The organism is Pseudomonas sp. HP_01 (assembly GCF_055284355.1).
Map to the genome: position 1 here is coordinate 62790 of NZ_JBTOPV010000005.1, position 17452 is coordinate 80241.

General features: G+C 62.4%; 16 protein-coding genes. 7 read left to right on the plus strand and 9 right to left on the minus strand.

The annotated features are described in order from the left end of the window. Positions 1–94: 94 nt before the first annotated feature. From ACYAR8_RS05100 to cbiE, 9 genes are all read right to left on the minus strand, one after another. The gene (locus tag ACYAR8_RS05100; RefSeq protein WP_463579246.1) at positions 95–3685 is read right to left on the minus strand and encodes a dermonecrotic toxin domain-containing protein; all 3591 of its coding nucleotides are present in this window, start codon (positions 3683–3685) and stop codon (positions 95–97) included. A gap of 138 nt (positions 3686–3823) precedes the next feature. Further along, the gene (locus tag ACYAR8_RS05105; RefSeq protein WP_463579247.1) at positions 3824–5197 is read right to left on the minus strand and encodes a PepSY-associated TM helix domain-containing protein; all 1374 of its coding nucleotides are present in this window, start codon (positions 5195–5197) and stop codon (positions 3824–3826) included. 86 nt (positions 5198–5283) lie between these two features. Beyond that, positions 5284–5826, minus strand: a complete 543-nt coding sequence (locus ACYAR8_RS05110; RefSeq protein ID WP_463579248.1) for a DUF2946 domain-containing protein — start codon at positions 5824–5826, stop codon at positions 5284–5286. Next, positions 5798–6274, minus strand: a complete 477-nt coding sequence (locus tag ACYAR8_RS05115; RefSeq protein ID WP_463579249.1) for a copper chaperone PCu(A)C — start codon at positions 6272–6274, stop codon at positions 5798–5800. The genes ACYAR8_RS05110 and ACYAR8_RS05115 overlap by 29 nt, the downstream gene beginning before the upstream one ends. 49 nt (positions 6275–6323) lie before the next feature. Then, the gene (locus ACYAR8_RS05120) at positions 6324–6749 is read right to left on the minus strand and encodes a DUF2946 domain-containing protein (protein ID WP_108119021.1); all 426 of its coding nucleotides are present in this window, start codon (positions 6747–6749) and stop codon (positions 6324–6326) included. A gap of 88 nt (positions 6750–6837) precedes the next feature. Next, positions 6838–7128: an addiction module antidote protein gene (locus tag ACYAR8_RS05125; RefSeq protein ID WP_463579250.1), complete on the minus strand. Its 291-nt coding sequence runs from the start codon at positions 7126–7128 to the stop codon at positions 6838–6840. A gap of 141 nt (positions 7129–7269) precedes the next feature. Beyond that, complete coding sequence (locus ACYAR8_RS05130) at positions 7270–7992, minus strand: cobalt-precorrin-6A reductase (protein ID WP_463579282.1); 723 nt, start codon at positions 7990–7992, stop codon at positions 7270–7272. A gap of 11 nt (positions 7993–8003) precedes the next feature. Next, the gene (locus ACYAR8_RS05135) at positions 8004–9101 is read right to left on the minus strand and encodes a cobalt-precorrin-5B (C(1))-methyltransferase (protein ID WP_463579251.1); all 1098 of its coding nucleotides are present in this window, start codon (positions 9099–9101) and stop codon (positions 8004–8006) included. After that, positions 9101–10303 (minus strand): precorrin-6y C5,15-methyltransferase (decarboxylating) subunit CbiE, encoded by a 1203-nt coding sequence (gene cbiE, locus ACYAR8_RS05140; RefSeq protein ID WP_463579252.1) that lies wholly within the window; start codon positions 10301–10303, stop codon positions 9101–9103. Before cbiE ends, ACYAR8_RS05135 begins: the two co-directional genes overlap by 1 nt. A gap of 208 nt (positions 10304–10511) precedes the next feature. Between cbiE and cobG the strand changes: the two genes are divergently transcribed. The 7 genes from cobG (at position 10512) to ACYAR8_RS05175 (ending at position 17451) form a co-directional block, all read left to right on the plus strand. Further along, positions 10512–11864 carry a precorrin-3B synthase gene (cobG, locus tag ACYAR8_RS05145; RefSeq protein WP_463579253.1) on the plus strand — a complete coding sequence of 451 codons (1353 nt, stop codon included), beginning with the start codon at positions 10512–10514 and terminating at the stop codon, positions 11862–11864. Then, entirely contained in the window at positions 11857–12483 is a 627-nt protein-coding gene (locus tag ACYAR8_RS05150) for a precorrin-8X methylmutase (RefSeq protein WP_108119017.1), read from the plus strand. Before cobG ends, ACYAR8_RS05150 begins: the two co-directional genes overlap by 8 nt. Beyond that, positions 12480–13214, plus strand: a complete 735-nt coding sequence (locus ACYAR8_RS05155; protein WP_245760069.1) for a precorrin-2 C(20)-methyltransferase — start codon at positions 12480–12482, stop codon at positions 13212–13214. Before ACYAR8_RS05150 ends, ACYAR8_RS05155 begins: the two co-directional genes overlap by 4 nt. After that, positions 13214–14923: a precorrin-3B C(17)-methyltransferase gene (gene cobJ, locus ACYAR8_RS05160; RefSeq protein WP_463579254.1), complete on the plus strand. Its 1710-nt coding sequence runs from the start codon at positions 13214–13216 to the stop codon at positions 14921–14923. Before ACYAR8_RS05155 ends, cobJ begins: the two co-directional genes overlap by 1 nt. 340 nt (positions 14924–15263) lie before the next feature. After that, positions 15264–16064, plus strand: coding sequence for a hypothetical protein (locus tag ACYAR8_RS05165; protein ID WP_463579255.1), 801 nt, complete (start codon positions 15264–15266; stop codon positions 16062–16064). A 48-nt stretch (positions 16065–16112) separates the two neighbouring features. Further along, positions 16113–16823: a hypothetical protein gene (locus tag ACYAR8_RS05170; protein WP_463579256.1), complete on the plus strand. Its 711-nt coding sequence runs from the start codon at positions 16113–16115 to the stop codon at positions 16821–16823. Beyond that, complete coding sequence (locus ACYAR8_RS05175; protein ID WP_463579257.1) at positions 16813–17451, plus strand: hypothetical protein; 639 nt, start codon at positions 16813–16815, stop codon at positions 17449–17451. The genes ACYAR8_RS05170 and ACYAR8_RS05175 overlap by 11 nt, the downstream gene beginning before the upstream one ends. Position 17452 lies beyond the last annotated feature (1 nt).

Sequence of the window (17452 nt, forward strand, 5' to 3'; positions counted from 1 at the left end):
CGGTGCGGGACCGGTGGTGCGTCAAGCGCGCGCAACTGGTGCGATACCGTCGGGTGCCGCGCGGTTGAGTGGCCTGACACACCTGAAAGTGCGGCTACCTCACGAAAATCTCACGCTCCCCCGTAAACAGATCAAAGGTCTCGTACACCATCGAATCCGGCGCGGTGAAATAAGCGAATGCCTGTCCGTTCACTTCTTGAAACGCACTGAGTTGCAGGCGAGTGCCAGGCGGGATGGCAACGTGGTCGGCAAGAAAGCCGGAGAACAGATTCTTCTTCGGAACCGACGGTGCGAAGATCAAAAAAACCGGATGCGTATTGCTCGCAGCCTTGTCAGTGACGAATCTGTCCAGGCTCCAGCGCACGGCATTCCCTCGGCTGATTGATGCCGACTGCACCCCCGCGTCGACGAACACCGCGCCGAGCTCGCGTCGCAAGTGCTGCAGGCTTTCGTCGGTCACATGCGCAGCGCGGAAGGCATCGCCTTTCCATGAACGCAGGCGGTAAAACTGGTTGAGAAATGCCTGTGTGCGGGACGTTCGCGCTCCGCTTCTCAGGAGTTGGTTGATCTCCGCCGAACCGCCTTCGATGTAGTCGAGCAGCTCGGGATACTGCTCTGCTCTTCCCCGTTCAGCCACGGTCAGGAACCGGGCTTCATCAAGGGAAGGTTGAGGGATGGGGTTACCTTCGGAGGGGGTAGGCCACTTCTTGAGTATCACACTCAGTTCATTCCGGGCTTGTCGATCGGCCTGCGGGCTGAGGCGCACGACCGGTTGCGAGACCTTGCGCCAGCCCCCGGTTCTTGCCCGTATGACATATTCTTCCTCATGGATCAGCAGCGCCGGATCCCGGGGATGGGGTCGATACAGACGACACCGCCCGAACAGATTGAAGCGTCGGCCGACGTAGCCTTTTTCAGACCCTAAGCTGATCTCAGTGAATTTGCTCCGCTCCAGCCGCGTGATCATGCCTGACTCGGCAAAGTGGGGCGCTCCGGAGGGTGACAGCAGATAGCCGATCTGCACCTGCCCATCGCGTCCGGTACGACGGACCAGATGCGGGCGTTTAAGCATCGCCAGTTGAGGTCCCTTCAATGCCGCAGCGCTTGCGCGACCGATACCGGCAGTAAACAAGTAACCCACTGCGCCCATGAGCTCTTGTGCAGCACCCTCCCAATCGTTTTCATCCACCTTTTGAAAGCCGCTCCAGGCGTGGCCCAGGCCCATTCCGAGCGCGAGGGGGATCATGACGGGGGCGGGCAACAGCAACAACCCGATGCTCATGGCCATGTCAAAGGTTTGTGTTCGGGCATCGGCGCTTTCGGGCTGGATTAACAGGGATCTTGCCTCCTCTCTCAATTGGCGGATCCGCACCGCGAAATGCTCATCGAACGGGTCGCTGTGCTGCTCCACGAACAGCACCGGATTCAACAAGTTTGACGGGATGGGAACCGGAGTCGGCAGCGAGGTCACCGCGTCTGGAAAGCGCCAGTGCTTGAACCACTCCTCATAATCGAGCATCACCCGAGCCACTCGCCGATCGGCCAATGGCAGCAACCTTGCGACGTAGGATTTGTACACGTCACGCTCCAGAAACGCTCGTGTGAGGTGGAACATGCCGTCGAGGGAGCGGAACACAACGTTATCCGGCGCGTTGAGTGTGCAAAGAACCACAGGCCCCTTTTCAAATGTGCCGACCGGGGCAATCAGCATGATGTCCGGAATCTTGACCCCGCCGATGTGCAGGAATCGCACCTCTATCGTCGCCCCGTCCACCTCACGACGCTGCTGCGGATCGGGACCGTCCAGGACCGCCTTGATCCAGCGCAGGCGGTTGTCGGGAAACCCCTTCAGTTGACTCTCCCTGTACGCCATGGCGAGCCGCGCCACCAGCAATTCCCGATGCTTACCCTTCAACTGATCAGCATAATCCGAATGATCAAGATGTTCGGCAAGATAGTCGTCCAGTCGCTTCGGGATATCGATTCGCGCCAACAGCGCCTTCACCACGTCTCCCGAGAGTCCCGGTATCGCTCGGCCGCGCTCGTCTGTAACAACCAGCGCGCTGGCTTCGTGGATATTCGTGCGCAGTGCGTTTTCGTGGGCCAGTGCGTGCAGCGAACAGGTCTGCGGCGGAGTTTCGGGCTCTGGCTCGGCGGTGGGCGAAAAGCGGGTCGAGAGATGCCGGTGGAACATCGCCATGACTTGGATTTTCTGGGGGGACAGCCGAATGTTTTTCTCTGCCAGTGCGGCGGTGACCGTCGCGTCGACGTACCCGCTGATGACCTGGGCGCTGTCACCTTGCGGGGTGTTGAAGCGCTCCAGGCTGAGGCGTCGGATGGTGCGGATAGCCTGCGCGTAAGCCGTTGCATCGCGGGTCCATTCGACCTGCTGTTCCTCACTCATTTCTTTCCACCAGTCGGGCATCTGTTCGCGGACCACATCGCAATCCAGCTGGCGCTCGATACGGTGGTTGTCGAACAACTGATTCGAGGCCATTAGTTCGAGAATGAGGCCTTGAAAAGACGGCTGATTCAGGCTCAGGGACTGAGCGATGTTTACCGCGTGGTCGAAGTCAGCCTTCTGTTTGATGATTTGCGATGTCAGCAGCAGGCTCATGAAATTGTTGCCCAGTTTCTGCAAGCCCCAGCGTATTGGGGGCTGCACGCGCGCAACGCCGGGGAGTGCCAGTGCGACCAGCTCATCGAGCTTGAGGTGGCCCAGCAATCGGCGTCGCTGAGCCTCGTCGGCAAGACGATGGGTGAGGGTTTCGGTGAGCTGATTCAGTGAATCGAATCGTTCCAGGCTGTCGGCAGGGGTATAGAGGATGACCTCTCCGACGGACTCGTCGTCGGTGGCCGGAACCTGATCACTGCGCTGCTCGGTGACCACAAATGCCCCTGTCAGCGCAAACAGCGCAGTGGCCCCGGTGCCCAGCCACAGACTGAACACATCGTGTTTCTGCAAGGGATCGGCCGAGGTGTCCACGCCGTAATCCAGTGTGTCGTTAAGCATGCTGTACAGATGAGGCAGGAACTCGCGCTTCTCGACACGCATCTGGCACTCCAGCCTGAGTAACTTGACCCGGTCTGCGAGGAAGTCCTCGCGCCGGGCTTTGCCAGACGGCTGAATCTCTGCCCAATAATCCGAGAGTATTTGCTTGTAGCGGTCGGCCAGCCTTTGCGCGATGGATGCGTACAGGGCGACCAGCGCCTCGCGGTCGAGGGCACCAATGGAGGCCATGTCAGCCGAAGGCGTTTCTGTGGCGTAAAGCCCGGCAGACGCGACGTCCTGCCACTGAAAGGACCCTGTGAAGTGTGCGGTCAGGCTGGCAAGCAGCGGGTAACTGCTTGGGGTTTCTGCTGCACCGGGTTCAATACTCCGCTCTCGGCAGACGAGCCATGTACTGGCGTAGTCAAACGCGAGCCCGCGATGGCTCAGGCGCAGGCACTCGGTGAGCGTCCGCTCAAGGGCCTGGGTGAAATCGGGCAGTTCGTAGAGCGTAAGCGCGGAGCTGTCGACGGTGGGGTCGGATGAAGCGGTGACGGTTGTGGAGTTCATGGCGCCTGTTCGTATGCATGAGGGATGACTCGCAGAACCGACGGGTTCGGCGACTCGTTTCATGGAGTCAGGCCTTGGGGCGTGCGTCTGTAGGCGGGACCAGGTCTGGATGTGAAGGGAAATCAACCAGACAGGTAGGATTTTTCGCGGAGGAAGAGGGGCACTTGATGAGCAGAAAATCAGGTGCGGAGCCTGAAACCCGAAATGAGGAGGAATTCATCACTAAACCACCCAAAAGAGGTTCCAGGCCCCGCGAGACGCAATCTATGCTGTTGCCGGCATTTTGGCAAAGCGCGAACGCACTATTCGATCGAGCAGCCACACCGCCAACATCGAAACGCCCACCAGCGGGAACGCCACGCCCAGCACGATCATCACCGCGGTAGCGGTTTTCCAGCGCGGCAGGTCATGCCGCAAAGGCGGAACACCGAAGCCGTTTTGTGGCCGACGCTTCCACCAGATCACGATGCCGCTCACCGAACTCAGCAGCACCATCAGGCAAATGAACAGAATCAGGATCTGGTTTATCCAGCCGTACATTTTGCCCTCATGCAGCATCACGCCCAGCTCAGTGGCTTTGGACACGGTGCTGTAATCGCTGTACCGCACGTCCGCCAGCACCTTGCCGCTGTACTGATCGACATGCAGCGTGGCGTCATTGCGCGGGTCATCGGCGAACACGGAAACGGTGAACACGCCATCGGCGCTTTTTGGTGGGGTGATGCTGTAGCCCGGTTCGATGTTGCGCGCCTTCGCGATGTCGACCACTTGCTGCAGGGAGATGGCCGGCGCTGCGGGAGCGCTGGACATATGGGCGTGGTTCATGTGCTCGGCATGATCCCCGGATGACACCGGCATCGGCGTGTTTTCCATGGCCCACGGCACGGTCTGCACGCTGGCGCTATTCAGGGTGCCGGCCTGTTTGTCCGACTTGGGTACGTCATTCCACATGGCTGCCGGAAATGTGTTCCATACGTCGGCGTACATTTTTCCCCACATGCCGGTCCAGGTCATGCCGCTCAGCAGCATGAACAGCAGCGCCACCGAGCCCCAGAATCCGGTTACCGCGTGCAGGTCGCGCCAGAGAATGCGGCCCCGCGCGCTGATGCGCGGCCAGAGTACGCCGGCCGGTGACCGCCCTCGCGGCCACCACAGGTACACGCCGGAAACCACCAGCACGATGCCCCAGCCAGCGGCCAGTTCCACCAGCCGATCGCCGACGGTGCCGATCATCAGTTCGCCGTGCAGTTCGCGCGCAATGGCTTGCAGGTTTTGCTTCGCGTCTTGAGTGCCGAGCACCGTACCGCTGTACGGATCGATGAACACGTTCACGTCGCGTCCGTCGTTTTTGACCACGAACTGCGAGCTGCTCTCGGCATTCAGCGGCGGCAGGTATTTGCTTACCTGCGCCTGTGGATAAGCGGTCATTACGCGCTTTTGCAGGTCATCGGCGCTGAGTGAGTGGTGGGCGGGTTTGACCGTCAGCAGGTCGCTGTACATCAGCGCATCCAGCTGCGGCTTGAACAGGTAAATGATCCCGGTGACCGCCAGCAGGATCATGAACGGCGCGACGAACAGGCCGGCATAGAAATGCCATCGCCACGCCAGGTTGTAGAAAGACACATTCGGTTTGGGCATGGTGCAACGCTCCCGTCAGGGAAAACACGGCGCAGCCCGCTGGCGGCCAGAGAAGCCGTCAGCGAGTACGAGTCAATTTGAGGTGTTCAGGCGACTGACGAGAGAGGCGGGGCGCGACTGCGGGCGTTGGGGAAGACGTTGCGCTGAGCGTGGCCGAGTTGCGTGGCCTCGCTGTAGAAGTCGGCGGGTCTGGGCGGGACGGGGGCCAGGACGGCGACGGTTTTGGTCAGCGCCGGGCAACTGAACAGCAGTGTGCAATACCCGCACTTGGCCCAGATGACATGATCGACGCCCGCATCTTGCCCGGCCTTGGCATGGCCGCTGTGCTCGTCCGCGCCCATGCCCATGCCCATGCCCATGTCCATCGACGCCGACATGTCCATTTCGCCGTGCATCGACATCGACATGGATGTTGGCGCAGGCATTGCCATGCCGCTGTGATGCTCCATGGGCATCGACTGGGAAATCAGCGGGCCGATGAAAATCATCAGCATGGCGAACAGGCTCAGCCACGCACCCTGCGAGTGACGAGGGGCGTGGGCTGATCGGGCGCGGTTCGCGGGCGGACGTTTCAAGGGGGCGGTGTCGGAATTCGGCAGGTCAGTGGGCGTGGGCCGGGGCGGCAGCATCGGGTGGCTGTTTCAATACCATCACCTCAACGGTCAGGTCTCCCGCTTTCTCAAAGTGCAGTGTGAGGGGAAAGGTCTGGCCGTCGATGAGTCGGGCACGGTCTTTCAGATCCAGCAGCATCACGTGATAAGCCATGGGCGCGAAGGTCACGGTGCCGCCGGCAGGGATAGCCACCGTCTCGACGTGCTGCATTTTCATCAGGCCGTCCTTGCTGATGTGCTCATGCAACTGGGCGGCACCGGCGATGGGGCTGTCGACCGCGTTCAGCCTATCGCTCTCAGAACCTCTGTTGTGGATAACAAAATAGCCAGCGACGGTGGGCGCGTTGGGCGGCAGTGCCATGGACCATGGCTGCGCGACGGTCAGTTGGCCCTTGGTGTAATCCTGGGCTTCGACGAAACAGGCCGGCAGGGTGAGGGCGACCAGCAGGAGAAGTTTGTTCAGCATCAACGCAGGTCTCTGGTTCATTGAGGTAGGCGACGGCACGATCTGTAAATCAGACCCTGGGTGATACGTGCGGGTTACGCTCAGGCCATTGCTGACGGGGCGGCGCGCGCAGCACCAATACCGCGACAGGGAACCGCACCGGTTCGACAAGGGCGAACAAGCCAAAGCCGATGCTGGTCGGCACTGCAACCAGTGGCATGGCATTTGTGCAACAGGCGCAGTGCTGCATGAACGCGATGTCAGGGTGGTAGGGCGATTGTTTATCGATGACTTCAACGGGCGTCTTGGCCAGTCGTGACGCAGTGCCGGTGCAGCCGCTTCCCCACACCAGCCGCTCACCTTCGGGGCGCGGCATGGTCGGTGTCATCGGCATTGCCAAGACCCCGAACAACAGTGCGAAACACGCCACCCAGGCGAACGCCCGTCGCCGCTTCTGCGTGATGATTTGATCTTGTTGTTTTTTCATGTCGGCCATTTAGCCTGATCGGCCGCCAGATGTAAAAAGCCCGCCCGCGACGTTATGTCGCGGGGCGGGTTTGGTTCAGGAAGGGTTCAGCAGCGGGTCATGCGGTGGAAGCGTGGAGCTTCAGGCCCAGGGCCTTGATGACCTTCATGATGGTGGCAAATTCGGGGTTGCCGTTTGTGCTCAGCGCTTTGTACAGGCTCTCTCTACCCAGCCCAGTATCACGTGCGATCTGAGACATGCCATAAGCCCGCGCGATGTTGCCCAGAGCTTTGCGTATGAGCACACCATCGCCATTGTCTTCTTCAAGGCACGCGTCCAGATAGCCTGCCATGTCTTCGGGTGTTTCCAGATATTCCGCTGCGTCGAACGGTTTGAACTCTTCTTTCATCATTGTTCCCTCGCCGTGAGGCGTTCCGCAAAAAACACGGGAAGGTATACCGGAGAGCACATTTCCGATGTCAGTCAAGTCAGACGGTGAAGTCGGACCGATCCGCAAACCCGGACGATTTTTTGGCATTTCAGGCCTGCGTCAGCCACCGCTCTGCAACGCCTCCAGCACGTCGCCCACACTCCAGAATGCCCGATCCACTTCCGGCAGCACCGGCCGCTTCAACACCAGCACCGGTACCCCGCGCTCCCTCGCCACTTCCAGCTTCGGCTCGGTCGCGGTGCTGCCGCTGTTCTTGCTGATGAGGACGTCGATGTTGCGAGTCTCGAACAGCTCGCGCTCATCCTCCAGCAGGAAAGGGCCGCGCGCGCCGATCACTTCACAGTGTTCGTTGCCGGGGTAGACGTCCAGGGCACGCAGCGTCCAGAACTGATGGACGGGAATCTCGTGCAGATGCTGCAAAGGTTCGCGGCCCAAGGTGAACAGGGGGCGTCGAAAGGGGTCGAGGGCGGCGATTAATTCTGCCCAGTCCGCGACTTCGCGCCAGTCATCGTCCGGACCTGCTTGCCACGCGGGTCTACGCAATGCCCAGCAGGGAACACCGGTCAGCTTTGACGCCGTGACCGCGTTCTGGCTCATTTGCGCAGCGTACGGGTGCGTCGCATCCAGGATCAGATCGATGCCTGTTTGCTGCACGAAGTTTGCCAAACCGTCAGCGCCGCCGAACCCGCCCACACGGACTTCGCAGCGCAAGTCGGTGGGCACGCGGCCCACGCCGGCCAGGCTGTAAACATGCTGAGGCCCCAGCGTGCGGGCGATCGCCAGTGCGTCGGTCACGCCACCGAGCAACAGCACGCGTTTCATGATGTGTGGTTTCAAGCAAACCCTCCTGCGTGCCCGACGATCCCGCCTTGGCGGTCGATGGCAAAAACCTCCACCTCAACTTGCGCCGGCACCACGCTGCGGGCGAAATTCAGCGCGTGCTGACACACCGCATCACCTAGCGCGATGCCTAAGGCCGAGGCCATGGCCAGCGCTTGCTGACTGGTGTTGGCTTGGCGAATGTTTTGCTGCAGCTCGGCGTTAGCGCCCACGTCGGCAGCCCATCGCGCGAGCTGAACCAGATCGATACTGGAGTGGCGGCTGTGCAGGTCCATGTGGCCGGCCGCCAGCTTGCTGATCTTGCCGAAGCCGCCGCAGACACTGAGCCGCTCCACCGGGGTTTTGCGCAGGTGCTTGAGCACAGCGCCCACAAAATCCCCCATCTCGATCAGCGCAATATCGGGGATCTGATACACACGACGCATCGTGTCTTCACTGGCGTTGCCGGTGCAGGCGGCGATGTGCTGGTAACCGTTGGTGCGGGCGACGTCGATGCCTTGGTGGATCGACGCAATATACGCCGCGCAGGAAAAGGGCCTCACGACGCCGCTGGTGCCCAGAATCGACAGCCCGCCGAGAATCCCCAGCCTCGGATTCATGGTTTTCAGCGCCAGCGCGCTGCCGTTTTCGACGCAGACCGTCACTTCAAATCCGCCGTCGTAGCCGACGTCCTGCGCCAGTTGCGTGAGGTGTTCGGCCATCATCCTGCGCGGTACCGGATTGATCGCCGGCTCGCCAACCCCCAGCACCAGACCCGGGCGGGTGACGGTACCCACGCCTTCTCCCGCGACAAATCGTACGCCGGGCTCAGGGATCAGCCTGACCTGGGCAGACACCAGCGCGCCGTGGGTCACGTCCGGATCATCCCCGGCATCCTTGAGCGTGCCGGCCTCGGCGCCGTTTGCAATCAGACGGCAGAATTCCAGGCGCATCTGCACGCACTTGCCTTTGGGCAACGTGATGTCGATGGCATCGTTGGTTTCGCCGGCCAGCAGCAGGCGCGCGGCGGCGAGGGACGTCGCCGTGGCGCAGCTGCCGGTGGTCAAGCCGCTGCGTAACGGCGCGGGTTGCTCGGCGGTTTCGTCGCGCATCAGGGTTTGATCGCTTCGAGCAGGGTGATCGGCAGCGCCTGACGCCAGGTGTCGAACTCGCCCAGTGGTTTGGCGTGTGCCAGATGAATGCGGGTCAGTTCGCCGCCGTATTGCTCGCGCCAGCTCACCAGCATCGCTTCGCTCTGCAGCGTGACGGCGTTGGCGATCAGTCGGCCGCCCGAGCGCAGGTTTTGCCAGCAGGTGCGCAGCACACCTTCGCGGGTGACGCCGCCGCCGATGAAGATCGCGTCAGGTTGCTCAAGGCCCTCAAGCGCATCCGGAGCACGTCCGCGAATCAATTGCAGGCCGGGCACCCCCAGCGCATCGCGGTTGAATTCGATCAAGTGTTGCCGGCCCTCGTCAGCCTCGACCGCGATGGCGCGGCAGGTCGGGTGCGCGCGCATCCACTCGATGCCGATGGAGCCGCAGCCTGCGCCCACGTCCCACAGCAATTCACCGGGAACGGGCGCGAGACGGGCCAGCGTAATCGCGCGCACGTCGCGCTTGGTCAGCTGACCGTCATGCCGAAACGCCTCGTCCGGCAGACCGCCCAGTGGCGAGAGACGCAGTGCATCAGGCTGTGCGCGGCATTCGATGGCGACCAGGTTCAGCGCAGCGATGTCGGTGGCATTCCACTCGCCGGCGGTGCCTTCGATCTGTCGCTCGGCGCTGCCGCCCAAGTGTTCGAGGACGATCATGAGGCTCGGACCAAACCCGCGTTCGCGGAGCTGTGCCGCGATGGCCGCCGGGCTGGAACCGTCATTGCTCAGCACCAGCAGGCGCAGGCCGTGTTGCACGTGGGCATTTAATGCAGCAACCGGACGGGCGACGACCGACAGCGTGACCACGTCTTGCAACGCCCAACCCAGACGGGCCGCCGCCAACGAATAAGAAGACGGCGCGGGAATCACCCGCATCTCATCGATGGAGACCTGTTTCGACAGGCTCGCGCCGACGCCGAACAGCATGGGGTCGCCGCTGGCGAGTACGCAGACCGGGGCGCCGCGTTGCTCCAGCACCGGGCTCAGGGAAAACGGGCTCGGCCACTGGCGCTGCTCCGCCTGAATGCACGGCGGCAGCAAGGCCAGCTGCCGCGGGCCGCCGAACACCTGCCGCGCCTGCAGCAGCGCGTGCCGAGCGTTTCGGCCCAGACCTTTATAGCCGTCCTCACCGATTCCCACGACTGTCAGCCACGGTGACATGAATTGCCCTCAACCCGATTGCGTGCAACAGGCCCGCCCGCTCGGCCTGTGAAAGTGGCCGGCATGATACCGCGCCAGCGGGCCCGGTTCGTATGGGTTTGTGAATCCGACAGAGCGTCTTTTCATGGCAACGGCCAAAGCAGGCATAATACGGCCCCTGTAACTTTTCGTTTCTCTACGCGTCCGCCCGTTCGCACCAGGTGATCCATTGACCGAGCCGTTGTCCGCTCGCCCATCCGCTACGCCCATTCGCCCCTCGGCTTGTCCGGGGTTGTTGCGTATCGTCCCGGCGCTGGATGGCGGCATCTGCCGGATCAAACTGCCGGGCGGGGTGCTTTCCGCGGATCAGGCGCTTGCCGTGGCAGACGCCGCAGAGCGGTTCGCCGGTGGCGTGATCGAAGCGACCAATCGCGGCAATCTGCAGATTCGCGGGATTGGCGCTGACCATGACGGGCTGATTGCGAGCCTGCTTGATGCCGATCTGGGGCCGAGCAACCCGGCCAGCGACGACGTACGCAACCTGATGCTCAGCCCGACCGCAGGCCTGGATCCGCAGCAGTTGCTGGACGTGCGTCCGCTGGCCGGGCAGATCCTGCACTCTCTCGAGCACCACCCGCGTTTCCACGAGCTATCACCCAAATTCGCCCTGTCGCTGGACGGCGGCGAGGGACTGGCGATGCTTGAGCATCCCCATGATCTCTGGCTGTCTGCAGTGGAGGTCGATGGCCGGACGCTGCTGGGTTTCGGGCTGGCGGGCTGTCCGGCCAATGATTCGCCAGTGGCCGCCGTAGTAACGGAAACCGCGCACGCACTGGTCGTTGCGGTGCTGGAAACCTTCCTCGACCTCGCTCGCCCCGATCAGACGCGCATGCGTGATCTGCTGAAAGAAATGCCAGTCACCCGTTTCATCGAACACGTCGCCGCGCGTTTGCCGCAGCAACTTGTGGTTGATCAAAAAGTAACCGACTGGCGGCGCGCGCCGATCCGGCCCTTTGCGCACATCGGCACGTACTCGCAAAGAACAGCCGGCGTTGTGGCCGTGGGCGCAGGCGTGCCGTTGGGGCGGTTGCGGCCGTCCATGTTCCGTGAAGCCGCCCGATTGGCGACTGCGTTCGGCGACAGCCAGTTGTGCATGACGCCGTGGCAAAGCCTGATGCTGCGCAATGTCCCGGCGGAAAATTCAGCACCCATGCTGGATGGCTTGGGTCAGGCAGGTTTGCTCGTCGATGCGGCTCAGTCGCTGTCGAAAATCGTGGCCTGCACCGGCTCCGCGGCCTGCGCTAAAGGGCTGGCTGACACCAAGGCCGACGGGCTGCGTCTGGCCGCATTGCTGCAAGAAAACGGCATCAGCCGCGCGGTGCACCTGTCCGGCTGCGCGCGCTCATGCGCCGCTGCGCACGTGATGCCGGTGACCCTGCTGGCAGCGTCGCCCGGTCGTTACGACCTTTATTTTCGTCATGCAGACATGTCCGGATTCGGCGATCTGCATGCACGTGACCTCACTATTGAAGCAGTCGGCGCGTTGTTGACCGCCGACTCACGGAGCAACACCCATGATTGATTACATCCGCGACGGCCAGGAGATCTACCGTAACTCCTTCGCGATCATTCGTGCCGAAGCCCGGCTCGATTCCATCCCGGCCGACCTGGAAAAACTCGCCGTACGGGTGATTCATGCCTGCGGCATGGTTGATGCGGTCGAAGGCCTGCGCTTCTCGCCGGGCGCAGGCACGGCAGGTCGCCGCGCACTGGCCGCCGGCGCGCCGATCCTGTGTGACGCACACATGGTCGCCGAAGGGGTCACGCGCACGCGCCTGCCCGCCAATAATCAGGTGATCTGCACCCTGAAGAACGAGCGTGTGCCCGAGATGGCGCGGGAGCTGGGCAACACCCGCTCGGCTGCAGCGCTGGAGCTGTGGCGCCCGCATCTGGAAGGCGCGGTCGTGGTGATCGGCAACGCGCCGACCGCGCTGTTCTATCTGCTGGAAATGCTCGATGCCGGCGCGCCGAAACCTGCGCTGATCCTGGGTTTTCCGGTGGGCTTCGTCGGCGCCGCTGAATCCAAGGACATGCTGGCTGCCGACAGTCGCGGCGTGCCTTACGTGATCATGCAGGGCCGCCGTGGCGGCAGCGCCATGGCGGCGGCGGCGGTCAACTCACTCGCCACGGAGATCGAATGATGGCACCACGCGGTCGACTGATTGGCCTGGGCGTGGGGCCGGGTGATCCGGAACTCATTACCGTCAAGGCGCTGCGCCTGTTGCGCGAGTCGCCGGTGGTCGCGTACTTCGTCGCCAAGGGCAAGAAGGGCAACGCGTTCGGCATCATCGAAGGGCATTTGCAGCAGGCCCAGACCCTCATGCCACTGGTGTACCCGGTGACCACCGAGGCGCTGCCCTCTCACATGTCTTATGAGCAGGTGATCAGCGAGTTCTACGACCGCAGCAGCGCCGATCTGGCTGCGCACCTGGACGCCGGGCGCGACGTGGCGGTGATCTGCGAAGGCGACCCGATGTTCTATGGCTCTTACATGTACCTGCACGATCGTCTGGCTGATCGCTACGAAGCGGAAGTGATTCCCGGTGTCTGCTCGATGCTCGGCGGCGCGTCGGTGCTGGGTGCACCGCTGGTGTACCGCAATCAAAGCCTGTCGGTGCTCTCCGGCGTGTTGTCCGCCGAAGAACTCAAACGCAAGCTTCAGGATGCCGACGCTGCGGTGATCATGAAGCTGGGGCGCAACCTCCCGAAAGTGCGTCAGGTGCTGGTGGAAACCGGTCTGGCTGAGCGCGCGCTATACGTCGAGCGCGCGACCATGGCCAATCAGAAGATCGTGCCGCTGGCGGAGGTTGACCCGATGTCGTCGCCGTACTTCTCGCTGATCATTGTCCCCGGCGAACGGTGGCAAGGCTGATGGGCACGACCAACATCAAGGCCCCGGCGATTGTCATTCTCGGCAAAGGCGCGCTGGCGACGGCGCGACGTATTCAGCAACTGTATCCCCAAGCGCTGATTTACGGGCTGGCCGGACGTGTGGAAGACGGCGACCGTAGCTACTTGGAGTTTGGCGCGACACTGCGTCAGCTTTATCAGCAAGACACGCCGATCATCGCGCTGTGCGCAGCGGGCATCGTCATTCGCACGCTGGCGCCGGTTTTGCTGGAGAAGGGCGTTGAGCCGCCAGTGCTCGCCGTTGCCGAAGATGGCAGTGCAGTCGTGCCGCTGCTGGGGGGACTGGGTGGCGTCAACGTCATGGCCCGGGAAATGGCTGTCGCACTGAACACCGCAGCGGCCATCACCACCAGCGGCGAGCTGCGCTTCGGCACCTGCCTGCTCAATCCGCCCGCCGGCTACGCATTGGGCGATCTGGAGCTGGGCAAGCGCTTCGTCAGCGACTTGCTGTCGGGTGAAAGCGTGCGCGTCGAGGGCGCGGCGCCGTGGTTGGCTCAGGCGCAGCTGCCTGAGGATGATCAGGCGCAGTTGGCGATTCACGTCGGTTACGACGAGCGCGAACCCAGCGAGCACGAGTTGCTGATCTACCCGCGCAATGTACTGGTGGCGGTGAGCGGAGATCTGCCTGATCCCGCCGAGGCTGTTAAAAACGCGCTGCATGAGTCGCGCATTGCCGTGCAGGCGCTGGGCTGTTTACTGGCCAGCAAAGCCGAGATGGCCAATCCGGCGCTGCACGCTGCAGCCGACGCGCTCAGCGTACCGTTGCGTTTTACCGCCGCCGGTATGCCCGCCGAAATGACCCAGCAGGTATTGCCGCAACTGCTGCCACCGCTGACGCCAGCGGCGGGCGTTGCCATCGCTGTCGCGCCACAGCCTTTGGATGTTTCACAGATCGGCTGTGGACGTGGGCGGCTGGCAGTCATCGGCCTCGGCCCGGGCGCTACCGACTTCATGATCCCCGCCGTAAAAGCCGAGCTGGCGCGCGCCAACGATGTGCTGGGCTACGAAACTTACGTGCTCATGGCCGGGCCGTTCCGTGCCGACCAGGTGCTGCACTGCACCGACAACCGCGAAGAAATGCTGCGCGCCCGCCATGCATTCGAGCTGGCCGCTGAAGGGCGGTCGGTGGTGGTGGTTTCCTCGGGTGACCCCGGCGTGTTCGCCATGGCCGCTGCGGTGCTGGAAGCGCTGCACGAATCGGACAATCCCGACTGGCACCGGGTGGATTTGCACATACTGCCGGGCGTGTCGGCTTCGCTGGCAACCGCCGCGCTGGCGGGTGCGCCGTTGGGTCATGACTTCTGCGTGATGTCCCTGTCGGACAACCTCAAGCCCTGGGAGATCATCGAGAAGCGCCTGGATCTCGCCTGTCAGGCCGATCTGGCCCTGGCGTTCTACAACCCGATTTCGCGCTCCCGGCCCTGGCAGCTCGGGCGCGCCCTGGAAATCGTGCGCCAGCATCGTGGCCCGCAAACCCCGGTCACCCTGGGGCGGGATATTGGACGGCCGGCGCAGACGTTGCGGGTCATCACACTTGGTGAGCTGACGCCGGAGCAAGTCGACATGCGCACCATGGTCTTGATCGGCTCGTCGTTAACCTGCGTATTCCCGCGAGCCAATGGCCAGTCGTGGGTCTACACACCTCGCTGGTATGGCGCCAAGCCGGCGTGAGCGACGCTGCGGTTTGCGCTGTGGGATCGGTCTTATAAGTGACGCAGCCGTGTCTGCGAGTAGACGGCGAAACCGGGCCATTGCCCGGCGGAAAACGTCAGGTGGCGGCCGACACCACCTGTCGTCTGCTTCCATTGTCATGGGCGGCTGTTCTCGCAACCCTGTGCTTTCTCTCAAGTTTGCGTCTCCCCGGTTCAGGGGAGTGCGCTGCCGCTCTGTAGGACGGCTTGCTCGAACGTGTCTGTAAGGCGTCCAGCCCCTCGGGTGGCGCACTTTCAAATGTTCGTTAATCTCGGAGGTGTCCACGACGGACTCACCCCATCAGTTAAAGGATTAACGAATGAAGCATGAAACAAGCATGACCATCGCCGAGCGCAGTGCGTTCATCAACGACTGCCAGCTAGCCGACTGCACCCACTCGATGATCGAGCACGTTTCGGCAATGGATGACCCGGTTCCGGGCCTGCAGGACGAGCCGAGCCAGGGCGCTGTTGTCGCTGGTAACCTGTTGGCGTTCGCTGAAGGCGTTTCGCGGCAGAACAAGGAAGACGTCATGGACTCTCTCCTGTTCGCCACGCTGGCTGCCAACAAAGATTTCAATCCGGAGACCCAGAGTCAGGAGTGGTACGCCAGGTTCAACAAGGCGCTGGCGACGATGGGCTGGATTTCGACCAACTGGAGCTACTCCCGTTATCGCTCCAGCCATCAACGCTTCAGCATGGAGCAGGCCGGGCTGGAGATTCTCGGTTCCGCCATTGCGGCCGCCGCGCTGCCCGGGCCTGCCTCCCTCGCCATGCTGAAAGTCGCCGCTGACGCCGTTGAAGCGCTGAAGGCTCAGGACAAACCGCTGCGCATGTTCGAGCGTCAGACCAAGACCCATAAAGGCGCGAACTTCCGCATCGGCGCCTGCATGGAGTCCACCGACGGCACCGTCAATATGGCCATGGGCGCGGTCAACTTCTCCGCCGACTCGGCCGTCACCAACGTGCTGTTCTGGGAATGGAACAGCACCGAGGTCGAGACCTTCCGCGGCGAGGACCACTTGGTGCTGAACTCGCGGATCTACGCATCGGTGCGCAAACGGATCCAGCAGCGCCTGAGCAAAAGCGCTGAATCGGCGATCGATGAATTCGACATCTGAACGCTACAGAGGGGGCGCGAGTCGCCTCCTCTCCCATGGAGATGTGCCATGCATCAGGGAATGATCGAAGCACAAGTCAGCGCCGGCTGCGTGTTGTTCACGCACAGCGGCTGCTCGACACAGCGCAAAAGCGACGCTGCCGACTGCGTTCTGTACACGCAGCTGGCGGCAACAAAAAAACACCCTCGCTTCACGGCCACTTCGGCCTGGAACGACACCTGGCTGGCAGCGTTCAACCGCTTCGGCTGGGCGCTGAAAACCCACGAGGCATTGGCTTGCCCCTCCGCTGAGTTAGGGCCCGGCTCAGTCTGGGCATGGATTAAGAAGACCCTGCCGGCGTTCATCCCCGCTGACCTGTTGTTTGCGGCAGAGTCCACGGCCTGGCAATCGTTGCTGAGTTACCCGGATCAGCCTGCCATCGAGCGCTTGGCAAGTGAGGCGCTCGAGCCGGTTACCGTCGGGATTCCGCGCGAAGCGCAAGACGGCCAGAAAGTGGTGCTGCAACTGGGGTTTTTGGACGCCAACGGTGAACTGTCGATGGTCCTCATCACCTTCACCCACTGTTCGTTGCTGAAACACGACTTTCTGTTCGAACCCCTGCAACCGGCGAATATCATCAGCAATGTCGAGCTGAGGTTCTACTCGCTGCGGCTGATGGATCTCGTGTACTCGCCGTTGCGGTCCAAAATCAGCCAGGCGCTGGAGGACCGACGATCGGGGCTGGTCTGTGCGCTGAAGGAGGCGGGTGATGTCCACTGACGAGAGCGTGCTACAGGGCCGGAATTTTGTGTCGTTTGCGCCCGGAATTTCTGCGCAGCTGCGCGCCGACATCCTCGACTGTTTGCTCTACGCGCAATTATCCGCAGACCAGAAGCACGATCGGTACCGCAACTGGAAGCCCTGGATAGAACAGTACCAGCGCACTATTTACCAAAAAGGCGGCAGGCTGACCGGCAGTATCGATCCCGGGATGGTCACGATCAGGCGTTTGCGGGATTTGCGTTATCTCCCCGCCAGCGCTTTCGGCAGGGCAACGTCGCCGGAGCTGCACGCATTGATGGCGGGGTCCCTTCATACGTTACTGAGCAGCGAGCATGCCAACACGTTCTTCAGTTCCTGGTTTTCCTCGGGGCAGTCCGAGAGCTTCCAGGTGGTGCCGTGCAGGGCGAGCGGCACCGGGGCGGTAGATATTCTGGTGTGCGGGCTGCAGATGACCACGCGTGCGGTGCAACCGGGGCTGTTGTTCTGGGACACCCTGTCCGGGGACATGATCGTGCGTACCAACGGGGCGTCATTTTCACTGACCGAACAGAGCTATGCGCCGTACAGGGAGAAGATCAGTCGCGACCTGACCGACGCCGCGAAAAAGGCCATTGCCGAGCTGTAGC